The 25,355-nt window shown below is 34.7% G+C and carries 26 protein-coding genes; 21 read left to right on the top strand and 5 right to left on the bottom strand.

What is annotated here, in order from left to right:
• Nucleotides 1–203 precede the first annotated feature (203 nt).
• The 3 genes from EJF36_RS12540 (at nucleotide 204) to EJF36_RS12530 (ending at nucleotide 4,056) form a co-directional block, all read left to right on the top strand.
• Complete coding sequence (locus EJF36_RS12540; protein WP_125906647.1) at nucleotides 204–1,403, top strand: M20 family metallopeptidase; 1,200 nt, start codon at nucleotides 204–206, stop codon at nucleotides 1,401–1,403.
• Nucleotides 1,404–1,416: 13 nt separating this feature from the next.
• Nucleotides 1,417–2,526 (top strand): o-succinylbenzoate synthase, encoded by a 1,110-nt coding sequence (menC, locus tag EJF36_RS12535; protein WP_125906646.1) that lies wholly within the window; start codon nucleotides 1,417–1,419, stop codon nucleotides 2,524–2,526.
• A gap of 1,032 nt (nucleotides 2,527–3,558) precedes the next feature.
• Nucleotides 3,559–4,056 carry a hypothetical protein gene (locus EJF36_RS12530; RefSeq protein WP_125906645.1) on the top strand — a complete coding sequence of 166 codons (498 nt, stop codon included), beginning with the start codon at nucleotides 3,559–3,561 and terminating at the stop codon, nucleotides 4,054–4,056.
• 742 nt (nucleotides 4,057–4,798) lie between these two features.
• Here the strand turns inward: EJF36_RS12530 and EJF36_RS12525 are convergent.
• Complete coding sequence (locus tag EJF36_RS12525) at nucleotides 4,799–5,698, bottom strand: hypothetical protein (RefSeq protein ID WP_125906644.1); 900 nt, start codon at nucleotides 5,696–5,698, stop codon at nucleotides 4,799–4,801.
• A gap of 445 nt (nucleotides 5,699–6,143) precedes the next feature.
• Between EJF36_RS12525 and EJF36_RS12520 the strand changes: the two genes are divergently transcribed.
• The 4 genes from EJF36_RS12520 (at nucleotide 6,144) to EJF36_RS21540 (ending at nucleotide 11,170) form a co-directional block, all read left to right on the top strand.
• On the top strand, nucleotides 6,144–9,134 hold the full coding sequence (locus EJF36_RS12520) for a UvrD-helicase domain-containing protein (RefSeq protein WP_125906643.1): 2,991 nt from the start codon (nucleotides 6,144–6,146) through the stop codon (nucleotides 9,132–9,134).
• 158 nt (nucleotides 9,135–9,292) lie between these two features.
• On the top strand, nucleotides 9,293–10,357 hold the full coding sequence (locus EJF36_RS12515) for a hypothetical protein (protein ID WP_125906642.1): 1,065 nt from the start codon (nucleotides 9,293–9,295) through the stop codon (nucleotides 10,355–10,357).
• A 290-nt stretch (nucleotides 10,358–10,647) separates the two neighbouring features.
• Nucleotides 10,648–10,974 carry a hypothetical protein gene (locus tag EJF36_RS12510; RefSeq protein WP_125906641.1) on the top strand — a complete coding sequence of 109 codons (327 nt, stop codon included), beginning with the start codon at nucleotides 10,648–10,650 and terminating at the stop codon, nucleotides 10,972–10,974.
• A gap of 25 nt (nucleotides 10,975–10,999) precedes the next feature.
• On the top strand, nucleotides 11,000–11,170 hold the full coding sequence (locus EJF36_RS21540) for an endonuclease/exonuclease/phosphatase family protein (RefSeq protein WP_185806897.1): 171 nt from the start codon (nucleotides 11,000–11,002) through the stop codon (nucleotides 11,168–11,170).
• 613 nt (nucleotides 11,171–11,783) lie between these two features.
• Here EJF36_RS21540 and EJF36_RS12505 read toward each other — a convergent pair.
• The 3 genes from EJF36_RS12505 to EJF36_RS12495 form a co-directional block, all read right to left on the bottom strand.
• Nucleotides 11,784–12,428, bottom strand: a complete 645-nt coding sequence (locus EJF36_RS12505) for a peroxiredoxin-like family protein (RefSeq protein WP_125906640.1) — start codon at nucleotides 12,426–12,428, stop codon at nucleotides 11,784–11,786.
• A gap of 18 nt (nucleotides 12,429–12,446) precedes the next feature.
• Complete coding sequence (locus EJF36_RS12500) at nucleotides 12,447–13,007, bottom strand: NAD(P)H-dependent oxidoreductase (protein ID WP_125906639.1); 561 nt, start codon at nucleotides 13,005–13,007, stop codon at nucleotides 12,447–12,449.
• A 151-nt stretch (nucleotides 13,008–13,158) separates the two neighbouring features.
• Nucleotides 13,159–13,476, bottom strand: coding sequence for an ArsR/SmtB family transcription factor (locus EJF36_RS12495; RefSeq protein ID WP_125906638.1), 318 nt, complete (start codon nucleotides 13,474–13,476; stop codon nucleotides 13,159–13,161).
• A gap of 633 nt (nucleotides 13,477–14,109) precedes the next feature.
• Here EJF36_RS12495 and EJF36_RS12490 point away from each other — a divergent pair.
• The 5 genes from EJF36_RS12490 to EJF36_RS12470 all read left to right on the top strand — a co-directional run bounded on the left by EJF36_RS12490 (nucleotide 14,110) and on the right by EJF36_RS12470 (nucleotide 17,369).
• Nucleotides 14,110–14,424 carry a hypothetical protein gene (locus EJF36_RS12490; RefSeq protein ID WP_125906637.1) on the top strand — a complete coding sequence of 105 codons (315 nt, stop codon included), beginning with the start codon at nucleotides 14,110–14,112 and terminating at the stop codon, nucleotides 14,422–14,424.
• Between the two features lie 21 nt (nucleotides 14,425–14,445).
• Nucleotides 14,446–14,913, top strand: coding sequence for a hypothetical protein (locus tag EJF36_RS12485; protein ID WP_125906636.1), 468 nt, complete (start codon nucleotides 14,446–14,448; stop codon nucleotides 14,911–14,913).
• Between the two features lie 84 nt (nucleotides 14,914–14,997).
• Nucleotides 14,998–15,915, top strand: a complete 918-nt coding sequence (locus EJF36_RS12480) for a winged helix-turn-helix domain-containing protein (RefSeq protein WP_125906635.1) — start codon at nucleotides 14,998–15,000, stop codon at nucleotides 15,913–15,915.
• Between the two features lie 67 nt (nucleotides 15,916–15,982).
• Nucleotides 15,983–16,846 carry a gamma-glutamylcyclotransferase gene (locus tag EJF36_RS12475; RefSeq protein ID WP_125906634.1) on the top strand — a complete coding sequence of 288 codons (864 nt, stop codon included), beginning with the start codon at nucleotides 15,983–15,985 and terminating at the stop codon, nucleotides 16,844–16,846.
• Between the two features lies 1 nt (nucleotide 16,847).
• Nucleotides 16,848–17,369 (top strand): hypothetical protein, encoded by a 522-nt coding sequence (locus EJF36_RS12470; RefSeq protein ID WP_125906633.1) that lies wholly within the window; start codon nucleotides 16,848–16,850, stop codon nucleotides 17,367–17,369.
• A gap of 69 nt (nucleotides 17,370–17,438) precedes the next feature.
• Here the strand turns inward: EJF36_RS12470 and EJF36_RS12465 are convergent, their stop codons facing one another.
• Entirely contained in the window at nucleotides 17,439–17,918 is a 480-nt protein-coding gene (locus EJF36_RS12465; protein ID WP_221760721.1) for a hypothetical protein, read from the bottom strand.
• A 1,057-nt stretch (nucleotides 17,919–18,975) separates the two neighbouring features.
• Between EJF36_RS12465 and EJF36_RS12460 the strand changes: the two genes are divergently transcribed.
• The 9 genes from EJF36_RS12460 to EJF36_RS12425 all read left to right on the top strand — a co-directional run bounded on the left by EJF36_RS12460 (nucleotide 18,976) and on the right by EJF36_RS12425 (nucleotide 25,087).
• On the top strand, nucleotides 18,976–19,767 hold the full coding sequence (locus tag EJF36_RS12460; RefSeq protein ID WP_125906632.1) for a class I SAM-dependent methyltransferase: 792 nt from the start codon (nucleotides 18,976–18,978) through the stop codon (nucleotides 19,765–19,767).
• Nucleotides 19,768–20,554: 787 nt separating this feature from the next.
• A complete protein-coding gene (locus tag EJF36_RS21880) occupies nucleotides 20,555–20,683 on the top strand; it encodes a hypothetical protein (protein WP_260471898.1) in 129 nt (42 codons plus the stop codon).
• A 420-nt stretch (nucleotides 20,684–21,103) separates the two neighbouring features.
• Nucleotides 21,104–21,610, top strand: coding sequence for a hypothetical protein (locus EJF36_RS12455; protein ID WP_125906631.1), 507 nt, complete (start codon nucleotides 21,104–21,106; stop codon nucleotides 21,608–21,610).
• Between the two features lie 217 nt (nucleotides 21,611–21,827).
• Entirely contained in the window at nucleotides 21,828–22,100 is a 273-nt protein-coding gene (locus tag EJF36_RS12450; RefSeq protein ID WP_260471897.1) for a hypothetical protein, read from the top strand.
• 133 nt (nucleotides 22,101–22,233) lie between these two features.
• Nucleotides 22,234–22,482, top strand: coding sequence for a hypothetical protein (locus tag EJF36_RS12445; RefSeq protein WP_125906629.1), 249 nt, complete (start codon nucleotides 22,234–22,236; stop codon nucleotides 22,480–22,482).
• Complete coding sequence (locus EJF36_RS12440) at nucleotides 22,479–22,865, top strand: retropepsin-like aspartic protease (RefSeq protein ID WP_125906628.1); 387 nt, start codon at nucleotides 22,479–22,481, stop codon at nucleotides 22,863–22,865. The genes EJF36_RS12445 and EJF36_RS12440 overlap by 4 nt, the downstream gene beginning before the upstream one ends.
• Before the next feature lie 207 nt (nucleotides 22,866–23,072).
• Complete coding sequence (locus EJF36_RS12435; RefSeq protein ID WP_125906627.1) at nucleotides 23,073–23,507, top strand: hypothetical protein; 435 nt, start codon at nucleotides 23,073–23,075, stop codon at nucleotides 23,505–23,507.
• 350 nt (nucleotides 23,508–23,857) lie between these two features.
• A complete protein-coding gene (locus EJF36_RS12430; RefSeq protein ID WP_125906626.1) occupies nucleotides 23,858–24,532 on the top strand; it encodes a YfjL-like protein in 675 nt (224 codons plus the stop codon).
• A gap of 183 nt (nucleotides 24,533–24,715) precedes the next feature.
• Nucleotides 24,716–25,087: a hypothetical protein gene (locus EJF36_RS12425; protein ID WP_125906625.1), complete on the top strand. Its 372-nt coding sequence runs from the start codon at nucleotides 24,716–24,718 to the stop codon at nucleotides 25,085–25,087.
• The last annotated feature ends 268 nt before the right edge of the window (nucleotides 25,088–25,355 follow it).

Genomic DNA, 25,355 nt, shown 5'->3' with positions numbered 1-25,355 from the left:
ATTTTTTGTTGATTTTCGCTACATTGCGCTTCGCTTTTCTGCGGGGTGGCCGTGAGCCTCCCTCGGCGCATTTTGCGCCTGTGGGGTCTCACGCCTGCCACTACTTCCCGCTAGAGTCTCGCGCATTTCGCTACAATCAACATAGTTTTAAAATCAACATCTACCTTTAACAGAGCTAAATCAAAAAATAAAGGAGCTTTGTTGTGAACATTTTTAATTCCATATTACGTCCAGAAGAAGTCGTTTCGTTAACACAACGATTAGTTAGAATTCCTAGTGACTGGAATGTTCCTACAAGGGAGAAAGACGCGTTAGATGAAGTATGTAAGTTTTTGGATGAGAATGGCGTTCCATACACGAAGCAACAAGTAACAGAGCACACTTACAATGTCATTGCTTGTTACAAAGGGAATAAAGAAGGAAAAAAAGTCATGTTAAACGGTCACATTGATACCGTCCCACCTTATGAGATGGATTTCCCCCCTTATGAGGCAGCGGTAAAGGATGGTTTTATTCAAGGGAGAGGCACGAACGACATGAAAGGGGCAGTTGCTGCGATGCTTCTTACCCTTGTCGCCTTCCACCGTGGAAACATCCCGCTTGCCGGGGAATTGATAGTGACCGTTGTAGTCGGAGAAGAAGGCCAAAGTGAAGGGACAAAGCAATTAATCAGAGAAAGTGTAACAGCTGACGTGGCGATTGTCGGAGAGCCGTCTCATTTTGATTACGCCATCGCCCACCGTGGTCTGGAGTGGATTCAAGTTGATGTAAAAGGTGTAACGGCCCATAGCGGGGTCGCTCATAAAGGGGTAAATGCGATCTCAAAAGCAGCTAAACTTATAACCCGCCTTGAGGAACGGATTCAACCGGTATTGGACAGACGAAATCATCCGTATTGCGGTCGCTCCATTTTAAACTTTGGAACGATTACAGGTGGCACACAGCCGAGTACTGTTGCTGACAAATGTTCATTTCAGCTGGACCGTCGCTACATTCCAGGGGAAACACCTGAATCTATAGAGCAAGAAATTCAAGACGTCATAAACGAATTAAAAGAGGAAGATCCTAATTTCAATGCATCATTGACGATGCTTGATCACATAGACGAAGATACGTATCATCATGTTCCTTTAAATACAGCACCGGATCATCCTTTTATTCCGATTTTGACAAAAACGATAACAGATGTGACAAAACGGAATCCGGAGGTTTCGACTAAGCGTGGCTGGACTGACGCTGGTTTACTTTCGTATTACGGAAAGATTCCAACCGTCGTTTGCGGGCCGGGGAAAATTGAGTATTCACATGCAGAAAATGAACAAATAGCTGTCGAGCAGCTTTTACAGGCAGTAAATATCTACTTTACAGTAACAAAAGAATATTGTGATAGCGTAACAGACTAGGAGTGGTTGATGTATGAACATAAAACGAATCGACATGTACCGTTTAAAGATGCCACTAAAGGATGTTTTTGAAACGAGCATGGGAGTTGAAACCCATCGTGAATTTATCCTACTGTCCGCTTATGACGGAGACGAAATAGGGTTTGGTGAGTGTGTTGCGATGGATATTCCTGTATATAGTGAAGAGACCGTCGATACGTGTTGGCATATGCTTGAGCAATATATGATACCAGCCGTTTTGAATCGTGATATCAATCACCCAGATGAGTTTCATGAACAATTCCGTTGGATTCGCGGAAATAAAATGGCAAAGGCGACTCTTGAAGGTGCGATATGGGATTTATATTGTAAAATAAAGGACGTTTCCTTAGCAAAGGAATTGGGTGGAGTCAAAAAAGAGATTTTGAGTGGCATCAGCATGGGGATAGAGAAGAACATCGACAAACTACTACATGACATTGAAGGATATGTGGCAGCTGGTTACAAACGATTGAAGCTTAAAATTAAGCCCGGCTATGACATCGAACCAATTCGTGCCATTCGAGAGAGATTTCCTACTGTTCCTTTAATGGCTGATGCTAATTCGGCCTATACACTAGATGATATTGATCTATTAAAAGAGATGGATCAATTCAACTTAATGATGATTGAACAGCCGTTGCCGTATGACGATATTATTGATCATGCGACGCTACAGCGTGAAATCAACACGCCGATTTGTTTAGATGAAAGTATCAAATCAACTGATGATGCCAGAAAAGCAATCGAACTAGGAAGTTGTAAAATTATCAATATAAAAGTAGGTCGTGTCGGAGGACTGTCTGAGTCAAAGAGACTTCACGATATTTGTGAGGAGCGCGGCATCCCCGTTTGGTGCGGCGGCATGCAGGAGTCAGGCATTGGAAGAGCCCATAACATTGCCATCTCCTCATTAAGTAACTTCACCATCCCAGGCGATACATCACCATCCAGTCGCTACTGGATCAAAGATATCACAACAGAGGAAGTTGAATTCCACGATCCTGGCAAAATCGCTGTCCCTGACAAACCAGGAATTGGCTATGGCTTATGTCAAGATACGGTAAGTGATTACTTAATACGGAGAGAAGTTTATGTGAAGTAGAGAGGGGGAGTTCTCCCTCTTTTTTCTATAAAAATTGATTACTAGCAGTGAAACGTATATGTGTACTATATTACTGGTTTTTGCGGGAAAGTTAATGGTAAATAATGTATAATTGTTAGTGGGAATAATAACTGTTTATGAGGGAGCTGATTGCATGACAAAGGTATCAAAAATGAATGGCAAAGCTGTTAAAGGAAGTCAACTGCACTTACAAACATACGTTAATGAAAAGCTTGACCTCTTAAATGATTCTATTTTATCTGCATCATAGGTGACAGGCAAGAAGGATTTTACATTAATTGCAGTCTGGACCATGAAAAAGTCCAGGTTATTCTTCATATGGTAAGTTACTGTATAAAGCATTAGAAGAATACGAATGCGATTTAACTAACTTCAATGTGATGGTCATTGGTGAATTTAACATAGACAATAAACTTCCATTTACACAGGAATAAAACGAGGGAAGGGATATGAGGAAATAATTGAGTTGTTAATAGAAATAGTCTTGAAAGTTGCTATCATCATTTAAATAATGAAGAATTTGGATCTGAATCTAAAGAAACTTATTATCATTTAAACGATAGAGAAAAACCATTCCATATTGATTATTGTTTCTATAAAATCCGTTCGTGAAAATTATCTATTCAGGAAAAATTTACAACAAAAGGGGGGAATCGCGAAAATTATAGACGGACCAAAACATCCCGAAACAATTACCGAGTTATGGGATCAAATTCTCGCAAAAAATATCAGTAAAGGTGTAAAGGAATATATTGGTTACAATCAATATAAACGGCATATTTTTAGCTATAAGAAACAAGATTGTTTGAAAAAAGATTAAGCAAGAAACGCTTTTGATGCCATTAATAAAGATGAAGTGTCAGCATTCCCCAAACGCACTTTTATTTAGGAATGCTAATAAATTGGATTCAACAATTTTGATTCTTTTCAGGATATATATTTTTGACAAAAATCTCGCTTGGACATATGTAAACGTAAAGATAGTTAAAAATTATTTAAAGGGGTGCAGTGATGAGAAGAAAAGGGATTTTATTTATAGCGGTTTTAGTATTTTCCTCTATTTTTATGGCAGGTTGTTCACAAGAAAATAACGATAATATACAAACCATTCGCACTTTTTTAGAAAATGAGTTTACAGGACCCAATGAGAAACTAAGTAATATTCTTGACAAAGGTATCATGTCACCTGAGTTAGATGCATATCGAGAAGAAGCCTATGGCGATTTAGTAGCTAATTTAGAAAATATGGTGAATCAAAACAATATATTAGTATTTTTATTAGTTGCACATATGAATGGGTATCAATTACAACAAAAAAATATTGATATTCAGGAAATAGAGGATACCCAAAACAACGTCTTCGATTATGAAGTCGAAGTAGAATACAGCAAAGATGGAAAAACAAACACAGCTACTGTTACTGGAGTAATAAACCTCGATGAACAAGGAAAAATTTCAGCTGTCAGGAAAAATATGGATGGTTTTGGATTATTAGATGAATTAAAATAATAGGAAGTGCTTTCACCTTAAAATGACAGTATTACAAAAATGCTTGGATATTTAATTCCAAGCGTTTTTGTTTGCTATTTGTACTGTTACTTATGGTGTTAAACATAATGTGTTTTCGTATGATATTTCATCTGTTATTATAGATTTCCTCCCGTAACGGAACTTTATTTGTAGCTCTTTTTATTAGCTAACTAATTGATCTCTACTTAATCTAACTTATGAGATCAATCAATGCAGCCGTTAAAACAGGGTCATGAAATATCATACCCAACACTCCAAGTAAAGTTCTATCGTTACATACTTTAAGAGCTATAAAAACTTACTGTGGATATTGCTTCCACAAAGATAGAGAACTGGCACTTTTGCTTTCTTTACATACGTTGAAAACGATGGGTTTTTATACTGTAGATAAAGGTGTGTTAGTTGAAGAAGCCCTGTGCTTTAATTGAATCTCTTAATACACAGTATACCCATACTATTCAATAAATATTTTTACGAGGCCTTTTTGAAGAATAGCGTTTAAACACCACTACACCATACTATCTGCGATTAACTTCATAGTAATGTTGAGTGTTTAGTTAACCGAGAGTTAAAGTAGCGATGCGTAATGTACCGTATATTAAAATGTTTAATATCCTCTTGAATGAACAGTTAAACGGATTTTTTTGCTAGCACTTTGGTACTTTATCCTAGCAGGGGTCAGGCGCCTTTTTGGAATTCCTTCCGAAGGGGGACAATCAGTTCAATCTCTTACGTCTATCATCTGCTTAAGGCGTGGTGGTTCATGAATCAGGACATGTCTCAAATATTCTTTTGCGGCTTGTGGAAATACACTTTCCGGTGAATTCCAACGCCACAAATTTTCCCGAGGCATCTTGCAAATTGTTCCGGTTATAATCATGCCCGATTCTAGCAACTTATATGGTAGCCCTCTCATGTAGTATGTATAATTGGTTTCAAGTGAAGTTGCGACAACATGGGACCGACTTACATTCTGCACCTCAAACACATCGTATTTATCATCTTCACAGTTTTCGAGCATATTAAAATACATATCGTTAGCAAATAAGGAGTCAGCTTGTTTGCTGTGTAGGTGAGGATATAGCTGTAGATAGAGAGCGTTTAAAAGAGACTCACACTTTTTCAAGTCAATTTCAGCCTCTTCCAATATTGGATAGACTATCTTGTATAGATTGGTAGAGCGCTCTTTATCGAGCCAGTGAGTAAACTTCTTTAACTCATATAAGAACAAATCAACATTATTTTCTTCAGCAGTTATTTGCATAACAGAGGGGTAGAATGTTGTAAGCAATTCATTCCAAAACACGTGGTCGCAATCTATCCATCTAGAAGGACAACAATCTTCCAAATACTCCGTCATATAGCGAGCTATAACAGTAAGAAACATGTGACGAGACTCGCTAGTAGGCTTCTGAAGCTTATAGGTAACTAAATCCTCACCATAATATTCAAATATGCCGCGTGGTCTCATCTCAAACTGAGAACTGATCTTAATCATTTTTTTATACTTTTGCTGTTCTTCTGGATTAGCAAATTCATACATGGTCATCCGTACTTTTGGCGCACAACAATCATCCACATACTTCCCACTACCACATTTGCATGTCACTAACTTTTTCAAATCTATCAACCTTTCTTATAGAATAGTCGTCATATACGTAATTCGCAATTAGTGTAATAGATTATTGCTGACAAAACAAATGACCAAAATAGCTATTTGAGAGCAGAAATAACGCACAAAATCAATTTTTGTATTTAGGGGAAAATTGAATTTTTGTTCATGAAATCACGTTAAATATCAAGAACATACAAAAAATATAATATTGTGTTTTAAGACATTTCTGTTCACTAGCTAAGCTTGGGTTGCATCGTTTAAGCAAGAACTATCTAGCATGACCTGAATTTCGGTAGCAGGACAAACAGAAACGATTCTTATTCACCTCCTTTCACCAGCAGAAATGACAAAAAGAACCGTCCTAATTATCTTTCTCTTTTATTACCATTAGGAAATAATGGTAAGATAAATAGAGGGCATTTTAAACACATTAAGCAGAAAGGCATATGTTATGAAGAATTTTATAAAAGGTCTTATAAATAAAGGCAAACTTGATATTTATTTACTTAAAATGCAGCGTCAAATTTCAAACATTCATACTCGTATTAAACATCTTAATAATGATATACATCAATTAAACAAAGAGCGCAGTCTCATAACTGATGCGGGCATAAACAGGATTTTAACGAAATACCAATCTGATTTAAAATTTCTATCCAGTAGCAACATTTTTATGACAACAGATGAGGGGAGAAGTTTTTTACAAGATTACGAGACATTGTCGCGCACAGACAAAGTGAAGCAGCTGAATGCTGAATTTGTAAAAGCGAAGGAAGAGTTTTTACAAACAGTCAACTCTCTACGGAATCAACAGGAAAAGGTTAATACACAAATAAAAGAACAGTTACATATTTGCCGAGACTTTGAGAGCATGAAAGAAGCGCTTTTAAAAAGTGAAGTGTACGTAACGGAAGAGCAGATAAGAAAACCATTAAGAAAATACGAGGAAACATATAAATATTTTAAAACAGGTGTAAATCTATCAGAAGAAGCGAAGCAGTTTGTCCATGATTATAAAAAAATGGACGTCATCATTCATGCTAGCAACAAACATTATTTACAGAAGCAGTTAAAATCCCACAACGAGTTTTTCAACAATATCGATGGCAAATCATTAGATACACAGCAAAGGCTCGCGATATTATCAGAAGATCACAACAAGCTTATTTTAGCTGGTGCTGGTAGCGGGAAGACATTAACAATCTCCGGGAAAGTTAAATTTTTAGTAGAGAAGAAGAACGTCAAACCAGAGGATATTCTCTTAATATCTTTTACGAGAAAAGCAGCGGATGAAATGGATGAGCGTATTGCCAAAAGACTCCAAGTACCAGTGAATGTATACACGTTTCATAAGATGGGTTTAGAAATTATCGCAAACGATCGCGGTATTAAGCCTGATATTTTTGATGGTGACATACAAAGCATACTGCAAGAATACCTGCAAAACGAAGTATATAAAGATATGAATCAAATCAAAAAGCTTATTACCTTTTTCAGCTATTACATGCAGGTACCAAAAGACGTGACGCAGTTTGACTCACTCGCTGACTATCACGAACATACGCGTCACATTGATTATGAAACGATGAAAGCCAAAGTGGACAAACATACATTTATTCAAAAAAAGTCATACCATATGGGCCAACAGCAGCAAACGCTACACGGTGAAGTAGTGAAAAGCTTTGAAGAGGTTCTTATTGCAAATTTTCTCTATCTTAAAGGTGTGTCTTATATATATGAGCATCCGTATGAGCGTGAAAGTGGTGACAGAGATCATCGCCAATATCGACCAGATTTTTATCTGCCAGATTATGATATGTACATTGAACATTTCGGTGTAAATGAACATATGAAAACTCCGTGGCTAAGTAAAGTAGAAGAAGCAAAATATGTGGACGGGATGAAGTGGAAACGTAGCATTCATGCAGAGCATGGAACAACATTAATTGAGTCATACTCCTATTACAATCAGCAAGGCATATTGCTAGAAAAATTACGAGAGAACCTTGAAAAGTATCATGTATCCTTTTCAGACATCAATTATAAAGATGTATTCGATAGTATATATGATCAAAACAACAATACATATTTCTCTGAATTTATTAAGCTTCTGTCAACGTTTCTAACGTTGTATAAATCAAACGGGTATACAAGTGATATGCTGGATACCTTTATAGAAAAAAATAAAAAAGAGAAAATTCCTCTTATACGTATGCGAAATCAAGTGTTTTTTGAATTGTTAAAACCAATGTACGCGTATTACGAAAACCATTTGAAGAAACACAATCTGATTGATTTTAACGATATGATTAACGACTCAACATCGATTATTAAAAAGGGATCAGCCGATTTACCATATTCGTATATTATTATCGACGAGTATCAAGACATATCTAAAAGTCGATTTAACTTGATTAAAGCGATACAAGACAAAACAAATGCAAAAGTGATGTGTGTCGGGGATGATTGGCAATCTATTTACCGGTTTGCGGGTAGTGATATAAGTTTATTTACGCAATTCCAATCATTTTTTGGCACTAGTAAGTTATTAAAAATAGAACAAACATACCGTAATTCTCAAGATTTGATCGACATAGCAGGTTCCTTTGTGATGCAAAACAAAAGGCAATTTAAGAAAGAATTGAAATCTGCCAAAAGATGTGGTCACCCGATTCGTATCATGAGCTATCAAAAGCAAATACTCGAAGCGCTTGAACAAGCCATCGATGATATCGTTACGAATCACGGAGAAAAGACAGAAATTATGCTATTAGGCCGAAACAATTTTGATCGCAAGGTACTAGATAAAAGCTTAGATTTTGAGTTGAAATATGACCGCGATTCAGATAAAGTCACAGTCACATATAGTAAATATCCTAAGTTGAAAATTTTTTTCCTTACCGCACATAAATCAAAAGGACTTGAAGCGGACAATGTTATTTTGATTAACGCAGCCAATAGTCTACTAGGCTTTCCGAATAAAATAGCAGATGACCCGATATTGTCATGGGTATTAACAGACGCGGACGATTTTCCTTATGAGGAAGAACGAAGATTGTTTTATGTCGCCCTAACATGTACGAAAAACCGGACGTATATCCTTGCACCCGAGCATAGAATGTCACTATTTGTTAGAGAACTAAAAGAACAGTATGGTATTGAAAGCAGTTACTCTACAAAAGAAGAGGGCGCAGCAACAACAGAAGGCCCAAGCTGTCCTAGATGTAAAAAAGGACACTTGCTCATACGCTCTGGTCATAAATCTAGATTCTTAGGTTGTACCAATTACCCTACGTGTGATTTCACAACGAAACATGTAAGCCTCCTGAAAAATCCACGTATGTGTAACAGATGCGGAGGATATATGGTTAGAAAAAAAGGAAGCTATGGTTACTTTTATGGATGCATTAACTATCCGTATTGTGAGAATACGACGGAGTAAGAGCAGTCTATTATAAGAATATTGTTTTAAGGGAATTAACATTATTTAGGAATACATTCTCATATGACTTTTTGCCTATTTATAGTAAACTATGCATAAATAATATTTAAGTTAAAAAAGTCGATGTATATTTAATAGTTACAAAGCAAGGTGAAAACATGATATCTGTGGAAGAATACAAAAAACTACAAGAAGAAAATGCGAAACTAAAGAAACAAGTGAAAAAATACTCAAGGAGAGTAAAACAATCTATTTCGAAAAATGAGATGGAATATGTACTTGATAGGTTAGTACCCAATGTAGATGATGATTCAGATTTTTTATATGACACATATTGGGAAATGAATGTACCGTGGCTAACATATCCTGAACTTCTAAAAATGTTATCTTTGTTAATGAAAGCGAACCGGTATGACTTAGTTCATTATTTAATGGACAAATATATCACACAAGATGACCTAATAGAAGTTGAGATAAACGATAAATTTAAAGATGAGCTTAAGGTTTCACTTAATATGTTTGTAAAAACAATAGTAGACCAAAGACAAATTCAGGATTATCATTTAGAGATTTTGTTTCAAATTCTCACGTTTAAAAGTAATTACCTGTTTGCATCAGTTTTTAATGAGATGTTTAATGTTTATGTCGAGCAAATAACGACCGCATGTTTTAAATTTAAGAATGGATGGTATTTGACGCAATTACTTCTCCGAATTTGGCTTTTCAATAGAGACGTATTGCCTCAATTCATTAATTTCATGTATCGTCATTATGATTTATGGCACAGCTGGATATCAGATGCGCAACTAATTGTGTGGGAAAACATTGTTAATTCGTCAGGTCATGAACAGTTCATTAGCAAAATCAATGCGCTAAAAGAATACAAGCATTTACAAAAAAACGGGTTGGCAATAAATCATGTTGAACCTGTTGCTACGGATCATGAACATAAATCAGATCTTGATACTAAACAATGGAATGATCGTAGTGAACTACGAAAATATGGCTATGAAGTTACTAATAAAACAACATTAGAAAGACAGGCAGCCTTACATAGGGCTATGAAGCATATTCCGCTGCATAAGATTGTTTCGCATATTCAGTGGTTGCTACAAAACTCTTATAAGAAACATGGCGTAAGAGGAGATTATAGCAGATCTATTAATGCTTATGAAATGGATTTAGAACACTTAGATAAGATTTTTAAACAGGAAACAGATTAAATGCAGTAAGTTTCATAAGAAAAAAAATCTTCACTCCAGTATTTTTTCGTACTGGGGTTTTTTATTAGATAGAACATTTGGTAAAAGCTGTATAATGATAAAAGGATACAATTACTTACATAACAAAGATGGAAACACTGTGCCGACTAATATACCTACCCAAAAAACCACTAAAACAATGGCTCGATTACTATCAGCAGTTGTTTGAGCTTGTAGTGATTAGTCATCAGGCGGATTTAATAATAAAGTCACATTTATTTCATCACCATCTATTGGAGGAGTGAACGAAAATGACAAATTCAATCGAGGTCAAGTTACAAGAACTCTTTAACAGTATTCAAATCCAGCCAGAGTATAGTAGAAGTCCCCTTGAAATTTCGCAGTTTCATTGGAATCAGAAATTAGATGATTTCGTTGTTGAGTATGTTATTGGGAATAAGAAATACATTTTTCACTTTGACGTTGAACGAGCCGCCAATCTCAATTCCGAACAAGTCTTTCAAGATCCACTAGAGCAATTGGAATTTGAGGTGAATTATATTAAGAGAATGCATGAGAGAGGGATAGGTGCAAAAGAGTATTATCCGTTTACTGATATAACAACTTATGTTGGCTGATTTATAGTAAATAAGAGGTGAGAAAGTGAAGATTATTTCATGGAATTGTCAACGTGGACACAAGATAAACGAAAAATTAAATAAAATAGATAGCCTCAAACCTGACATTGCAGTTATACAAGAATGCCCTCATCCAAATATTATTTTAAATGCAAATTTTAAAGATTATGTGTGGTTGGGAAAAAAAGAGGATTAGGAATCGGGGTCCTTTCAAAATAGCTTTCGTATTCTTCTAATGCTTTATATAATACTTAACAACATAATAAATTTTCATATTGGCAAAGACGAAGACTGGATTCTACATAGCGATCATGTTCCTCTTGTCATAGAACTAAATGATTAATTCTAGGAATGATTAAACCATAACAGCGAATCATTATCCAGTTAATTACAAGTGATTTGAAAGTCTCCATAAGATCGAGCGTTTTGGTTAAGTTATTTATTATTTTTAATAAAAATATTGCTTTCTTCAGAGAAATCTGGAGTTTTTTCTTTGGTTTCGCAGCTAAGCAATAACATATATCGTCAAAATTTCACAAATTCTTGCAGGGATTCCTTCCACATATATGGAAATTAACAGTATGTTATAAGGTGGAGGGACATTATGCTTAAAGAAGGTATTTACGAAGAGATTATTAACGAAAAGTTATAGGACGAGCTTTCTAATGCGTAGTAGACTGTTTACTGTGTAGCAAAGAAACATATTGCTACATTTTATGGTGAAAGAAAAAGGGGATATACATATGTGAGTATGTGGATAAAGAGAGAATTTGAAAACATAAAGGCATCCGGATGGATACCTTTATTATTTACTTTCTTAAGAAATTTACTACTTCTGTTGGGTCTAATCTCTCCATATAATCAGCATTTGAACTTGCTAACACCACTTTACAGTTTTGATCAATGATAAATGTACCCGGAACAGGTAAACTCCAAGGTTCATCAGAGCCGTTTATGTTTGACAAATTTAAATTAAATTTGTCTCTATATGTGTGAATTAGATGGTCAGGGAATGTAAAGTAGAGATTATAAGCTTTGATTACCTCGTACGCGCCATCACTTAGTACATCAAACAATAATTCATTCTTTTCTTTAGTCGATAGAGATGCATCAGGCTTTTGTGGACTAATTGCCATAAGCGATGCTCCCGCCTCTTGAATTTTATGAAGCATATTCTGATATGCCCTTAATTCAAGGTTACAATAAGGACACCAGCCACCTCTATAGAACGTAAGAACAACAGGTCCTTTTTGTAATTGTTCATATAAAGACACTTTTTCGCCAATAGCATTAGGTAAAAGAAAATCTGGTGCTTTTTCGCCCACACGAAGGCCAGTTGCCATCCCTGAATTAATCAGTTCATTTGTTGCTGATTCAACGCTTTCTAAAACCTCTTTAGGTGCTCTAGCTAGAAAACCTTCCTTTACTTTGGCCAATTCCATTGTTAAGTTCATTGATACTCGACCTCCGTTTTAATTATAGAAAACTGCTTTTAAATGTGCTTTTAATTCGCTTCGGTACTTTTCTATATCAGGATTTGCTACAACATCGTGAGCTCCGAATGTTTTTAAAGGCACCATATTTACATAACGTTGCATGTTATGTAAGTGAGCAATCGCCTCTTCTATGTCTGCACCTTTTAAGAAAGAGTCTACGTCTTTATTTTTAAAAGCTGATTCAGGGGCATTCCATGTGGTTGAGAACATGTATTTTTTCCCCTCCATTAAACCACCGTCACCATATTGGTTGATTGCTGGTCCAAAGAAAACACCATATTCATATACTTGATCAATATATTTTTTAAATGCAGCAGGGAGCGAGAACCAGTAGATCGGCGTTTGAAAAATGACTACATCAGCCCATTTGAATTTCTCTTGTTCGTTTTTAATATCATAACCTTCTTCTATGATTGTTGTTTTCACTTCGAAATCCCCTGATAAAGTAGATAAAATATCTTCAAATAATGTCTTGTTTAATTGACCTTTCGCAAAGTCATAATATTCATGCCCATTGATGACTAATATATTGTTCAATTTAGTTTGCCTCCATAGTTTTATTGTTTGATAACCATCAAACTATAACGATAATATCATCATTAATTCTTTTATACAATGATTTTGCATTTTTTTTTTTTTTTGACATCACAAAAAATAAAAAAGAACATGCGGAATAACTCCACATGTTCTATATATCTTCCTCGTTTACTGAAAATACAGAATTAAGGAGGCCGGGGAATTTTTTATTTATCTCGTCTTTGCGTAGAGAATAAATATGTTCTTTTCCTTCAATTCTCCCTTCTATTAATCCTGCTTCTCGAAGTATCTTTATATGATGAGACACTGTAGATTTATTCAGCATTAATTCTATAGAGTAAGCAGTACAATTATTTTCGCCACTTTCATTTAGACATCGAATGATTCGAATGCGATTTGGTTCACTTAATGCGTGAAGCACTTTTGTATAGGGTATTGATTCGATAGGTGGATGATATAGTAATTTCATATTTTTATTTTACCTCGAATTAATCGCTTATTCAACTTTTGTGAGTCTTTCAATTTATTTTGTATTTAGGGTTAAGATGAAACTCGGGTAGCGGAAGGGTAAAGTTAAAACTGTGTATAGCTATTTTTTACTACGCAGTCCAAGAATACTAATCAATAAATAATAGGTATTTTACGAGGACTTTTTTAAGAATAGTATTTAAAAACCACTACACCATACTTCTACGATCAACATCATAGTAATGTTGAGTGTTTAGTCAACTGAGATTTAAAGTAGCGATTCGTATGCACGGAATAATAAAATGTTTAATATCTTATCTCCTTGGATGAACAGTTCAAGGGGATTTTTTGCTAGCACTTTGGTACTTTATCCTAGCAGGGGTCAGGCGTGTTTTTTGGGGTTTTTTATTAGATAGAATATTTGGTAAATGCTGTATAATGATAAAAGGATACAATTACTTACATAACAAAGATGGAAACACTGTGCCGACTAATATACCTACCCAAAAAACCACTAAAACAATGGCTCAATTTCTATCAGCAGCTGTTCGAGCTTGTAGTGATTAGTCATCAGGCGGATTTAATAATAAAGTCACATTTATTTCATCACCATCTATTGGAGGAGTGAACGAAAATGACAAATTCAATCGAGGTCAAGTTACAAGAACTCTTTAACAGTATTCAAATCCAGCCAGAGTATAGTAGGAAATCCCTTAAGATTTCGCAGTTTCATTGGAATCAGAAATTAGATGACTTCATTGTTGAGTATGTTATTGGAAATAAGAAATACATTTTTCGCTTTGACGTTGAACGAGCCGCCAATCTGAATTCCGAATATGTCTCTCAAGATCCACTAGAGCAATTGGAATCTGAGGTGAAGTATATTAAGAGAATGCATGAGAGAGGGATAGGAAGTAAAGAGTACTACCCATTTACTGAAGAGGTATAACACAACTGAGGAGTGTTAACGATGAGTGATAAAGCGATCAAAAGCGTTGCTGGTAGCAATGAAAAGAAGTTCAAAGAGTACTTTATAACCAAATATGGTGCGAATGCACTTAACGGAAAATGTGCCCCATTTATAAGTGAGGATCAGAAAGTATCTATTTCTGTTGACAACTCTATTAAACTAGGTAATAAAGAAATTCTTATTGAAATTGATTCAGGGAACATGGCGAAGTTGTTAGTGGGACAATATGTGTTGCTAAACAAACTTTGTGATAGTGACAACGATGTATTATTTTTAGTTATACATTATTATAAAGACAAAAAGGGAATAGAATATAATCCTGTAAGAACAACAGCAAACTTAGATTTTATTAATAAAAATGTTTTTAACAACAAAGGAATTAAGTTTAAAGTGTTCAATAAAAGTAGCTTCGAACTATTGAGTGAAAAGCATGATGAGTTACAAACACTTGTTGATGCTCTTTATTAATACTAAGATAAGAAAATTTAGCTTTAGGGATATCTAGTCTTACTAGCATGCATACCTAACCTATTGTAAAATGGAGTGTTTCAATTGAACAATGAATTAGTAAATTGGAAAAAACGTGAGGGTGTAATAAAAGAATCTGTGTGGCTAGTTCAAGGCATTAAATTGTATCGAAACTTATTGGCTAAGGAACCCGATAACATTGAATATAAAATGAAACTTGCTAACTTAATGACTCGTAGTGGTAGTGATGAAAAGCTGAGATACATGAATTTAAATAATGCTGCATATATGTTTAAAGAAGTATTAGAGCTTTTCCCTCATCATGCAGAGGCGTTGTATCGTTTAGGACATATTTGCTATGAAAATAAAGATTATAACGACAGTATAGAATTTTTTTCAAAAGCTGTTGAACAGACTTTAGAGGAAACGAAACTATTCCGTTCCTATGCCACTATGTCTAAAGCTTACTATTATCTAAAAGAAGAAGGATGGGCAAAAAACTACTTACATAAAGCTATTGAGGCCGACAAAGGGAAAAATTTCACTAATGAAATCAATGAGGTGGAAAGCCTGGTTACTCAAAATGGACATTATACGATGATGGTTCGATATGCAGATGGGGTGACGCATTTGATAACGGCCAAGGCCGCAGAATCTTTGAAGGATGAGGATGTTAATGAAGTAGCTACTCTGGACGTACGACCTTATCATTCTAGCTTTTCTGGTCCGATAGATACAGTGAGTCTAGAAAGAAAAGAAGCAGAAATATTAGCTTACTTAGTAGAAAGAGATTATAAAGTTGTAAGCATAGATGAGCTTTTTAACATATGGGAAATTGACGAGGAACCTGAAGTTAATACAATTAAATCACATATATCAAAGATTAGAGGAAAGGTAAGGAAGTGCCTACCAGAAAGTAAAGACAAGATAATCACAAATAAAAGAGGAGTGGGCTACCGTTGGATATGCCCCATTCCTGTTAATATAACAAAAACACTGTAAGGAAAGGTTGGGGGAATCCCAACCTTTTCGTTTTATATTATAAGTATCACAGTTGGAGGAGTGATTCATGATGATGAAAGTATTTGTATACGGCACGTTACGTAAAGGTGAGGGGAATGCCCGGCTTCTTGATGGTGCTACATGTTTAGCGGAGCAGTGCTGGACAGATGGCGCACTGTTCGATACAGGATACGGCTACCCAGCTATGAAACAGAGCCAACTTGATCGCGTGTATGGTGAGCTTTACGCTGTTAGTGATGCCGATTTAAAAAGGCTAGACCACTTAGAAGGATATATACCTGGTGGCACTAACAACCTGTATGAACGAATCGAACAAACAGTTTATACAGACAAAGGGTCTTTTACTGCTTTTGTCTATGTAGCTAGTAACAGTAGTTTAGTAAAAAAACATATTCTGAGTGGGGATTGGAAGCTGTATCAATTCGAAAATTCCCATTCAAAGATTGTATATTTCGCATACGGCAGCTGCATGGATGATGTTCGCTTTAAAAAGCAAAACGTTCATCATTATTTTCAAAATGTAATCGGGTCCGGTAAATTACATGGATACACATTACGGTTTACGAGAAAAGCACTTGATGGAGGGCGTGCTGATATTGTCGAGGAAGGCGGCGTTGTAGAAGGAAAACTATATGACATCACTGCCGATGCACTGGACTATTTATATGGACGCGAAGGTGTCAAGGCCGGTTGCTACCGACCAGCGTTTATAGAAGTAGAATATAACGGATTATTATTAAAAAATGTACTGACTTTTACAGTCGTTGATAAAGAGGCAGAAACGGCGCCGCCAGACCATTACATGCAGGAGATCATTCGTGGTGGCACGGGTTATGTGAGTGAACAATATCTTATGGTGCTTCAAACCTATGTTAAGGAAACTTTAATGACCAACCAAGGAGGTAGATAAAATGGGTACAACGACAGCGCAAATATTAATTGGCCAGGCGCATCCGTATGAGGGTGGAATTATGCCAGACTATAGCATGCAGCTTATCGAAAACAGTGTACCGAAATGGATTCTCACACCACATGGAGTTAAAACCCCGACTGCAATTTGGATCCCGACAATTGAGCACATGCTAGAAGATGCACTCATCATGATAGGACTCTTTGTTTTAAAAGATGAAGAGCTACTTCGTATCGCCAATCAGTTTAAACAAATCAAGGATCTAAACAAAATCTCCATGTACGAGGACATACCCGAAAAAGGGTGTGAATTGATGAGAGAAAGAGTTCGTCAAATTGATAGAAACTATAAAGTGGCTCTTTCAGTTTATAACGGTTCCTCAATAGCAAGACAAGTTGATGTACTATCAAACTATCAAATGGACGTTGAAGTATGTATGCCTATCTTTGTACGTGAGTATTCCGTATGGACGAACACGCATGAGGCAAAGGGCTCGCTCGATCATATTGAAAGATTAAAATAAGTGAAAATAGAAGAAACCCTAGTTTTTGCTAGGGTTTCTTCTGTATAAGTTTAATAATGATATTTCTTATTATTGTTTACCCTTGGACTTGATTTTTGGTTCTAATAATGATAGGACAAACATGACAACAGCAATAATAATAACTGGTACATTAGCTGCTGCTCCAGGAGCTGTTCCCGCCGTAGGTATTGGCTTTACTGAGGAGATATATGTTGCTCTTACTAAGTATTCAAATACCACCAACAGGTACATTAAAGGAACTAAGGAACGGTATCTTAAGGATACAATAAAGTATAAAATACCAATGATCAACTGAGACAGCCCCCATAGACTGAACACACCAATAACCGCTGCTGCGCCGGCATCGGTAAATGAATCGAGCGGAATCGTTGCAATTGATTGCGCACCACCGTCTAACGCAAATAGGTGATGTTGGCTTCTCCAAATGGTTACGGCAGTCAAAATATAAAAGACATAAAGCGCTATTTTTTGCCCTCTATAGGTATTGTTGATGTTTTTAGGGAGTATCTTATTTATCAGTTGCATCATGTTCATTCTCCTTTATCGTTGACAGGAATTGAGCATTTAAAAGCGGCTGCCACATGGATCATATTCTTGTAAAAAAAGTAATTCCTTAGTTGGTTACTAACTTGCTACTCTATCGTTGCAATATGCATATGTAACTCAACATGTTCCTCCTCTTTTTATGTCACTTATTTTCTAGAAATATTGTAATAAGCCTATTTAATTTAATAATAGTTCAGAAAGATACTTGAAAGAAGGGGGATTTTATAAAAATTAATTCTTTGGCGTATAACTAAAAAAGGTCACAATGATTTTTACACAAAAAGTCATTGTCATTGTATTATATATACATAATCTGATCAAATCGCTGGCAATCAACAAACATTATCAAAAGTTAAAAAGCATTTGTTACATATTAAGCAAGATGATATACAAGTATCTGGAGTTTTAGCAATTTCAGGTTCCTCAGAATTATAACCTTGTTCATCGAACCTAGACCATCTGTACTTGTCACAGCAACTAAAATCGATGAAACAATAAGTAATAGTACGAATTTTTGTTATTAATAAAAGGGAAATTGAATACCAAGAGCTTTGGTGTTTGGCTGTTGAAACAAATAAAGTGTTCTATATACCTGTAAAAGATGAAGTTAAATACTTTATGTATAATGATTGGTATGATCGGAACCGTTCGAAATTTATGCTTGGTTAATTCAATTCTTGTAAAATGACTTTTACTCCAGATCATTCTGGAGTTTTTTCTTTGACTTCGTAACCCCAACAAAACAATTATCGTCAAAGTTTCACATAATCTTGCAGGACTTCCTTCCACATATATGGAAATTAACAGTATGTTATAAGGCGAAGAGACATTATGCTTAAAATAGGTGTTTACGAAGAGATTATTAACGAAAAGTTAAAGGACGAGCTTTTAATGCGTTGTAGAATTAACTGCGCTCCATAATTACTGAAAACATAAACGTAAATATGATGTAATCTGGTATGATTTTACCATTAAGATTTTTGATATTGTGAAGTTGTCCACTTAAAAATTGAAAATATGAGCAAAAGAAGGTATACAAATGGAGAAGTTTTTTGGTTTCGCTAAAAGTTTGATAGAAAAAGGCATAGCTGTTGAAGAATGCTCTTATGGAGAGAACAATTTATATGATGTTAATATTACAGATACATCTGACTTCTTTTTCTATACTCAATTGGCAAAAGAAAAAAATGGAAAAGTGTTAGATATTGGGTGTGGTACCGGAAGAATTTTAAAGAACTTGTTTGAAAGTGGCTATAAGGATTTAGTAGGGATGGATATATCTAAGGATATGTTACTTATGGCACAAGAAAAGTTAGGAGATGATGGTCTTACTCCAAAATTAGTTGTAGGTGATATGCGAGATTTTTCCTTAAATGAAGTATTTTCACTAATAATAATACCAAATTGTTCTATGATATATATTTATAATGATGAAGATCGGAAAAAGGTTTTTCACTCTGTATTTAAGCACCTAGATGTTGGAGGAGTTTTTGCTTTTGATTTTGATGCTGAAGTGGTGCCTCAAGGGGAAACAAGACCTTGGATATCCTCACAAGCAATTCATCCCAAAACAGGTGAAGTGGTTTTATCCACGGTACAGATAAAAGGTATCCATCAAAATCTACGGTTAATGAACATGATTAATTACAGGTATATATCAGCACAAGATGCAAAGATTTCAGTAAATACTTCTTTTGAAGCTACGTGTGACCCTGATAAAATGAAGGACCTATTGGAAAATGAAGGATTTACGTTAAGGGGATTTTACAGTGACTATAATTTTTCCCCATATACTGGTGGAGATTTATGTGTGGTTGTCGCTGAAAAATAATTGAATTCTTCTGCTCTCTCAAGTGTCTTAGAGTTATTCTATGAATATAGATTAGGATACAATGAAGTTTTCCACCCTACACGATGACTTATAAATCAAAGATCTTGTTCAATTAAGCAGGTGGCTTATGTTGAAGAAACGCCTGTTTTTTAACTAGTTCTTTTGCTGCATATTACATAAAGAATAGGTATTATCACGAGATTCTTTATGAATAAGAGCATTGCTACGAGTAAACACTACTACACCATTCCAAGCCACGTTTGAGTGCATGGCGTTGATAGAGTTAGAATAACATGGTATCAATGTGTGTTAAGTGTTTTTTCAATTAAAGATTTGTCCCCTCGGAATATTAGTTCAAGGGATTTTTCTGCTAGCACTTTGGTACTTTATCCTAGCAGGGGTCAGGCGCTCGGACTTTTATTCTATCTTTTGGTTAATTACGTTACTTACTGCCCTTATTACTGTATATGTTAATTATACAGAAGCTACTGCTGATTACGCACTTATTTTTGCAATTATACTATTAGGTCAATGGTATGGTATAAATTTTATTGTTGGAAGCTTTTTAACCGCCGCAATTTTTATAGCTGTTTTATCTCTAATAATGTTATTTGTTTGCCTTTTATCATTTAGAAACCTAAAACGAGCATAATTAAACTAAACCAGTTAATAGAAGCTCGTTTTTTTATTGCTTTAACGGAGGAAAATGCTTAACAAGAGAATAAGTTCAGTTTCGGTATATCATTTTATATCAATGTAAATAGTTAGAAATATGAAGGAGGCTTGCATGAAAAAATTTTTAGTCGCGTTTATTTTGATTTTTATCGGTGCCATCATAACTTTCAACATAAATAACAATCAACTAACACATCAACCTGTTCCATTTAAAAAAATTGAAGAGGTTATCGTTTTTTAAGAATATTATAAAGTTGAAAATGGTGGAGGGGGAGTTACAATTGAACATCTTGATTTTAGTTTAGACAAAGCGGAAACCGAAGCAAAACAACTTGTTCAATGGTTCAATTCAGTTTCTAACGAAGATATAATACTTGAAAATGAACTTCCTCGTGCATTAGCAGGTGTGTCCTTTGAGATGAAGAATAGAAGAGTAGTAGTCCATTATCATGAAGATATATTTTATGTTTCTAACAGAGACAAGATATATTCTTTTGTCAATAATGATATGAAGAAATACTTGGATAAAACCCTAAAACAAAACGGTGCAAATACAAAATAAGTGTTGTAGCATTAAAGATGAGCATTACCACAACAACGGTAATGCTTCTTTTGTAGGTATTGGGCAGAAGAGTTGAAGATGAAGGTAGGAGAATAATAGTTGAAATACTTTTTGTATGACTTACATTTAGCTCAAAATATAGACAATATTAGTGATGAAGAATTTGAACGAAATGATAGACAATGGCAAAAAAACGTTACAGAATACCAAGAAATATTCAAGGGATTGTCTGATCGATTACCCAACGATATTTTTGAACACTTTAATTCTTGGGGTTTTCACGACTACCGTTTAATAAAAATGGAGTTAGAACATAAAAGTCTTCTTGATTTAAACGTGCATTTCACTATTTCAAGTGATGTTGAAAATATAGAAAGTGAGAAGTTATGGGTATTGAGTTTTGAAAAGGTCTCTTTTTCTCATTATCAGCACTATAATTATGATAATGAGAAAAGTATCTACCACAGAGAGATAGACGATTGGTTATATCAGGAGTTCTTACCGATTGACCAATCAACAATATCATTCGAAGTTTTATTTTCATCAGGTGCGAATGTTTTATTACACTTTCCAGACAAATGTGTATCAATTAAAAGGATAAAATAAACACTTGTTCCCTTATTGCAGTAACGGGAGCGATAGCGGAACAAGTTAATCTCTTAGAAATCGGAGGTGAAATCACATTTTAGAAAAACAGTTTTATGCTCAAGTAGAAAAATCAGCTAAAGGGTTTTTCATTTTCGCTATTATCATTATATTATTTTTTTCTGGAATCTCATTTACGTTCGTAATTCCTGGATTGAAGGGGTTTGACCTATTTTTTATGATTTTAACGCTATTTATGTACTTTATGGTAGCGAACATATTTGTGGGTCTATTTAAAGAAAGATTATGGTTTATTCTTATGATTTGCTTATTAGTAAGTAGCCTTGGAATGGGTTGGCGTTTATGGCTTGAATGGGGGGAATTTAGTTTAGTTGAACATATGAACCCAACAGTTTATGTTGGTTATCCAATTGTTATCACTCTCATCATTACAGGGTTTTATAGCTTTATTAGTTCTGTGTATGGAAAAAAGACAAAGTTTGAGAGCTAATAAAGCGAAGGCTGTCTTTCCCTTAAACAAACATAGTGCTTATATATAATAAGTGTTTTACTTTTTCTATCAACTTGTGAAGTGATTTTGTCACTTGTTTGGATTATAATAATAGCAAAAGGAGGGGTGCTTCATGAAGTGGCAAGAAGTTAGAGAGCTATTTCCAAATCAATTTCTTTTAGTTTCCGTTCTAGATTACCATATAGAAGGTGATAAGAAGTTTGTTGATGAAGTAGCACCGATTCGTCCAATTGCAGATGAAGACGCAACGAAAGAGCTTTTCAAGGCGAAAGAAGGTACCATTGTGTACCATACATCCAATGAGGATTTCGTCATTCATATTAGGAGAGATCCTTTAATGAAAGTGAGAAGAGTTCAATGAAAATCTTTTATGATGGACAACTACTTACAACATCTTTAACTGTTGTTTATCAAGGTAAAGCATTGACAATTGATGATGTGATTATTGATACTGGTTCATCTCACACTGTCATTTGCCCAGATATTTTAGAAGAAATTGGTGTCCTCTATGAAAACGGCGACAAAATATATGAAGCTTATGGTATTGGAGGAAGTGTCCCATTTTATACGAAGGTAATGGACGAAATTAAGATTGACACATTTTCTATTAAAGACTTTGAATTAGATGTTGGTATGTTACCTAAGGAACATAAAGGATTATTAGGTCTAGATATCCTTAAAGAACATGGGTTCATAATTGATATGCATAATTTAACTATCCGTCAAAACGAAGAAAAGGGTTAGGATCGAATTCTAATCCTTTTTATATTGCATCTTTCACTAACGGGGGCTTTAGCACAACAGGAGGCTCGTCATATATTTTTGGCGAACCTTCTCTATTTTATTTAAATACTTCCGAAAAAACATTGGAATTTAATGTTAAAATAATCGTGAATTAGTAATCTTAAATTAAAAAACAGGATATTGGAATAAGTTTGAGGGGAGAACATAATGAAATATTTATGCGGTGTTTTTATTGTATTATTATTTATAGTGAATGGATGTTCGCAGGATAATACGAACTTGAAGGCATTAAAACAAGAAAATGCTCAATTAAAAGAAACGAACATGAAATTAAAAAATACTAATTTAACATATGAAGCTGAAATAAGAGAGTTAAAACTAAAAATTAATTCAATACAGAATTCAAATGAAAAAGATATGCTTTTAGAGTCTTTAAGTAACTTAGAAGGGTTTGCTTTTGAAGATGTTCCATACCCACACATCCTATATAAAGATGAAGCTGAACAAAGGATGTTGAATGCTATTAAAGATGCCCCGATAAATATTGGTAAGGATGAACATATTTTATCAATGAATACTTCATTTAAAGACGAACAAGGCAACTACCATATAGAATACAAGATTTATAAAGAAGTTAATTAAGCTAAACTAGATAAGAGTATGGGAAAGATTAGGGGCGCAACAGCAGTGGTTGGTAAAGCCGATTCACAATGGAAGATACTCAGCTTTCAAGATACACCATAACGTTCATTTAATACTCAAATATAGATTGCTTATAAGAAGATTTGGATATTTTGTTTAATGTCAACCAATGCATCGAAGGTCAGTGCTTATTGCGTTAACGGAGGCAAATGTAAAACAAGGATTTTGACTCAGCAGCTGCTGAGCCTTTTTAGTAATGGGCAGTTAAAAGCAATGAAAGAATTATAAAGAAACCATTAATTAATTCGAACGTCTATACAAGAAAGTTAATTTATAAAAGGGGTGGTTAAATGTTGAGGAAGGGAATATTAACGACGGTGGTACTGCTAATGGCAGTAGGTGTTGGAGGTGTCTATTTTAGCTTTAAGGGTAATCCAATTGAATTAAATAGGACAAATACTAGAGTTATAGAGTATGTTAACAAGCAATACCCTTCTCTAGAAGTGGTGAAGGTAGAACCATGGTATAATTTCAAATTCAATAGTTATGGTGCCTATGTTCATATCGATCGACAGGAACCAAGCACTTTTAATATCGAATTTTATCCAAGTGGAGATGTTGTTGATAATTACGTACATTTAAAACTAGAAAAAGAGGCTAGAATTATGTTAATGCCTCATATCAAAGAGATGATTCCAGAACTTGAAACACTTTCTACTGGTGTATCTCTTGATGTAGGCAATCACTATGATGAACATACTGCTTTTACTAATAAATTACCAGTCTCAGTGCATGTAGATATTCGGTGGGCTGAGGAAATTGATAGGCAACAATTTATAGATAAGGTCATAAAAGTAAGAGATACTCTTAAACATAGTGGCTTTAATATCTCAAACTATCACTTCTCTTGTGCCATTAATCAAGGTAAGCATTCTTATTCGTTATCTTTAGAGCAAAACATATTAAATATTTCAAAAGACGAGCTTCTAAATAGCCGAGAGGTTTATTTGATTGATTCACCATAAAAATAAGAAAACAAAGCTTTATCTAAAGTAACGAATAATATAAAACAGAAACTATTTTTATTCCTTCCAAAATTAACATAATAATAACGACAATCGTCTTAATTTTAAAAATAAGCAAACCTCTTCTTGAAGTAACGAGGCAAGTTAATTGAAGAAAAATGATAAAAATAGGAGAGTGAGATTGTGAAAATACCAAGAGTTTTGTTAAGTATTGGCGTAACAATAATAGTAATTTTTATTTTTCTTGGATATTTGTTTTTCGTTGAAGGGAATTATGTTCCAACGAATACAATTGGAGTTCAAGAAATAGAAGTTTCAGAAGATCAAATTTTTATGAAAGGTTATACTTCTGGCAGTGGAAATGGTTTTAGTAAGCATACGCACTTTTTTGAAGATGGAAATCTTTACATTAAGTTAAAGTATAGTATCGTAAGTAAATTTAACCCTGTTGGTGATTTTAATATAATTATTACGGAACCAACCAATGAAGTTAAAAACATTTATATTCAAGGTAACAAAAAGGACGATAATAGATTAGTTTGGGAAAAACAATAACTTTACAAGCTCCATTTTATTCATTTTGTTCTCAACTAACGGGGGGGTTGCTGAGCAAGCAGCCGTCCTCTGTTCAAGTAAAGAAGCAGGAATGTGGAAGAATGAATGACCTATCTGGAGTAGAAAATATATGTAAATATTCTTTTTAGGAAGTGAGATTTTGGAATTTATTTTTAGCCTTTTCATTGGGGTGTTGTTTTTGGTGTTTGGAGTTATTTCACTGGTTAAAAGGAAGCTAATATGGTTAGTAAATTTTGTTCTGATATTC

The organism is Bacillus sp. HMF5848 (assembly GCF_003944835.1).
Classification (GTDB): domain Bacteria; phylum Bacillota; class Bacilli; order Bacillales; family HMF5848; genus HMF5848.
The sequence above is the reverse complement of the archived record's forward strand: the minus strand, read 5'-3'. Positions and strand labels throughout refer to the sequence as shown.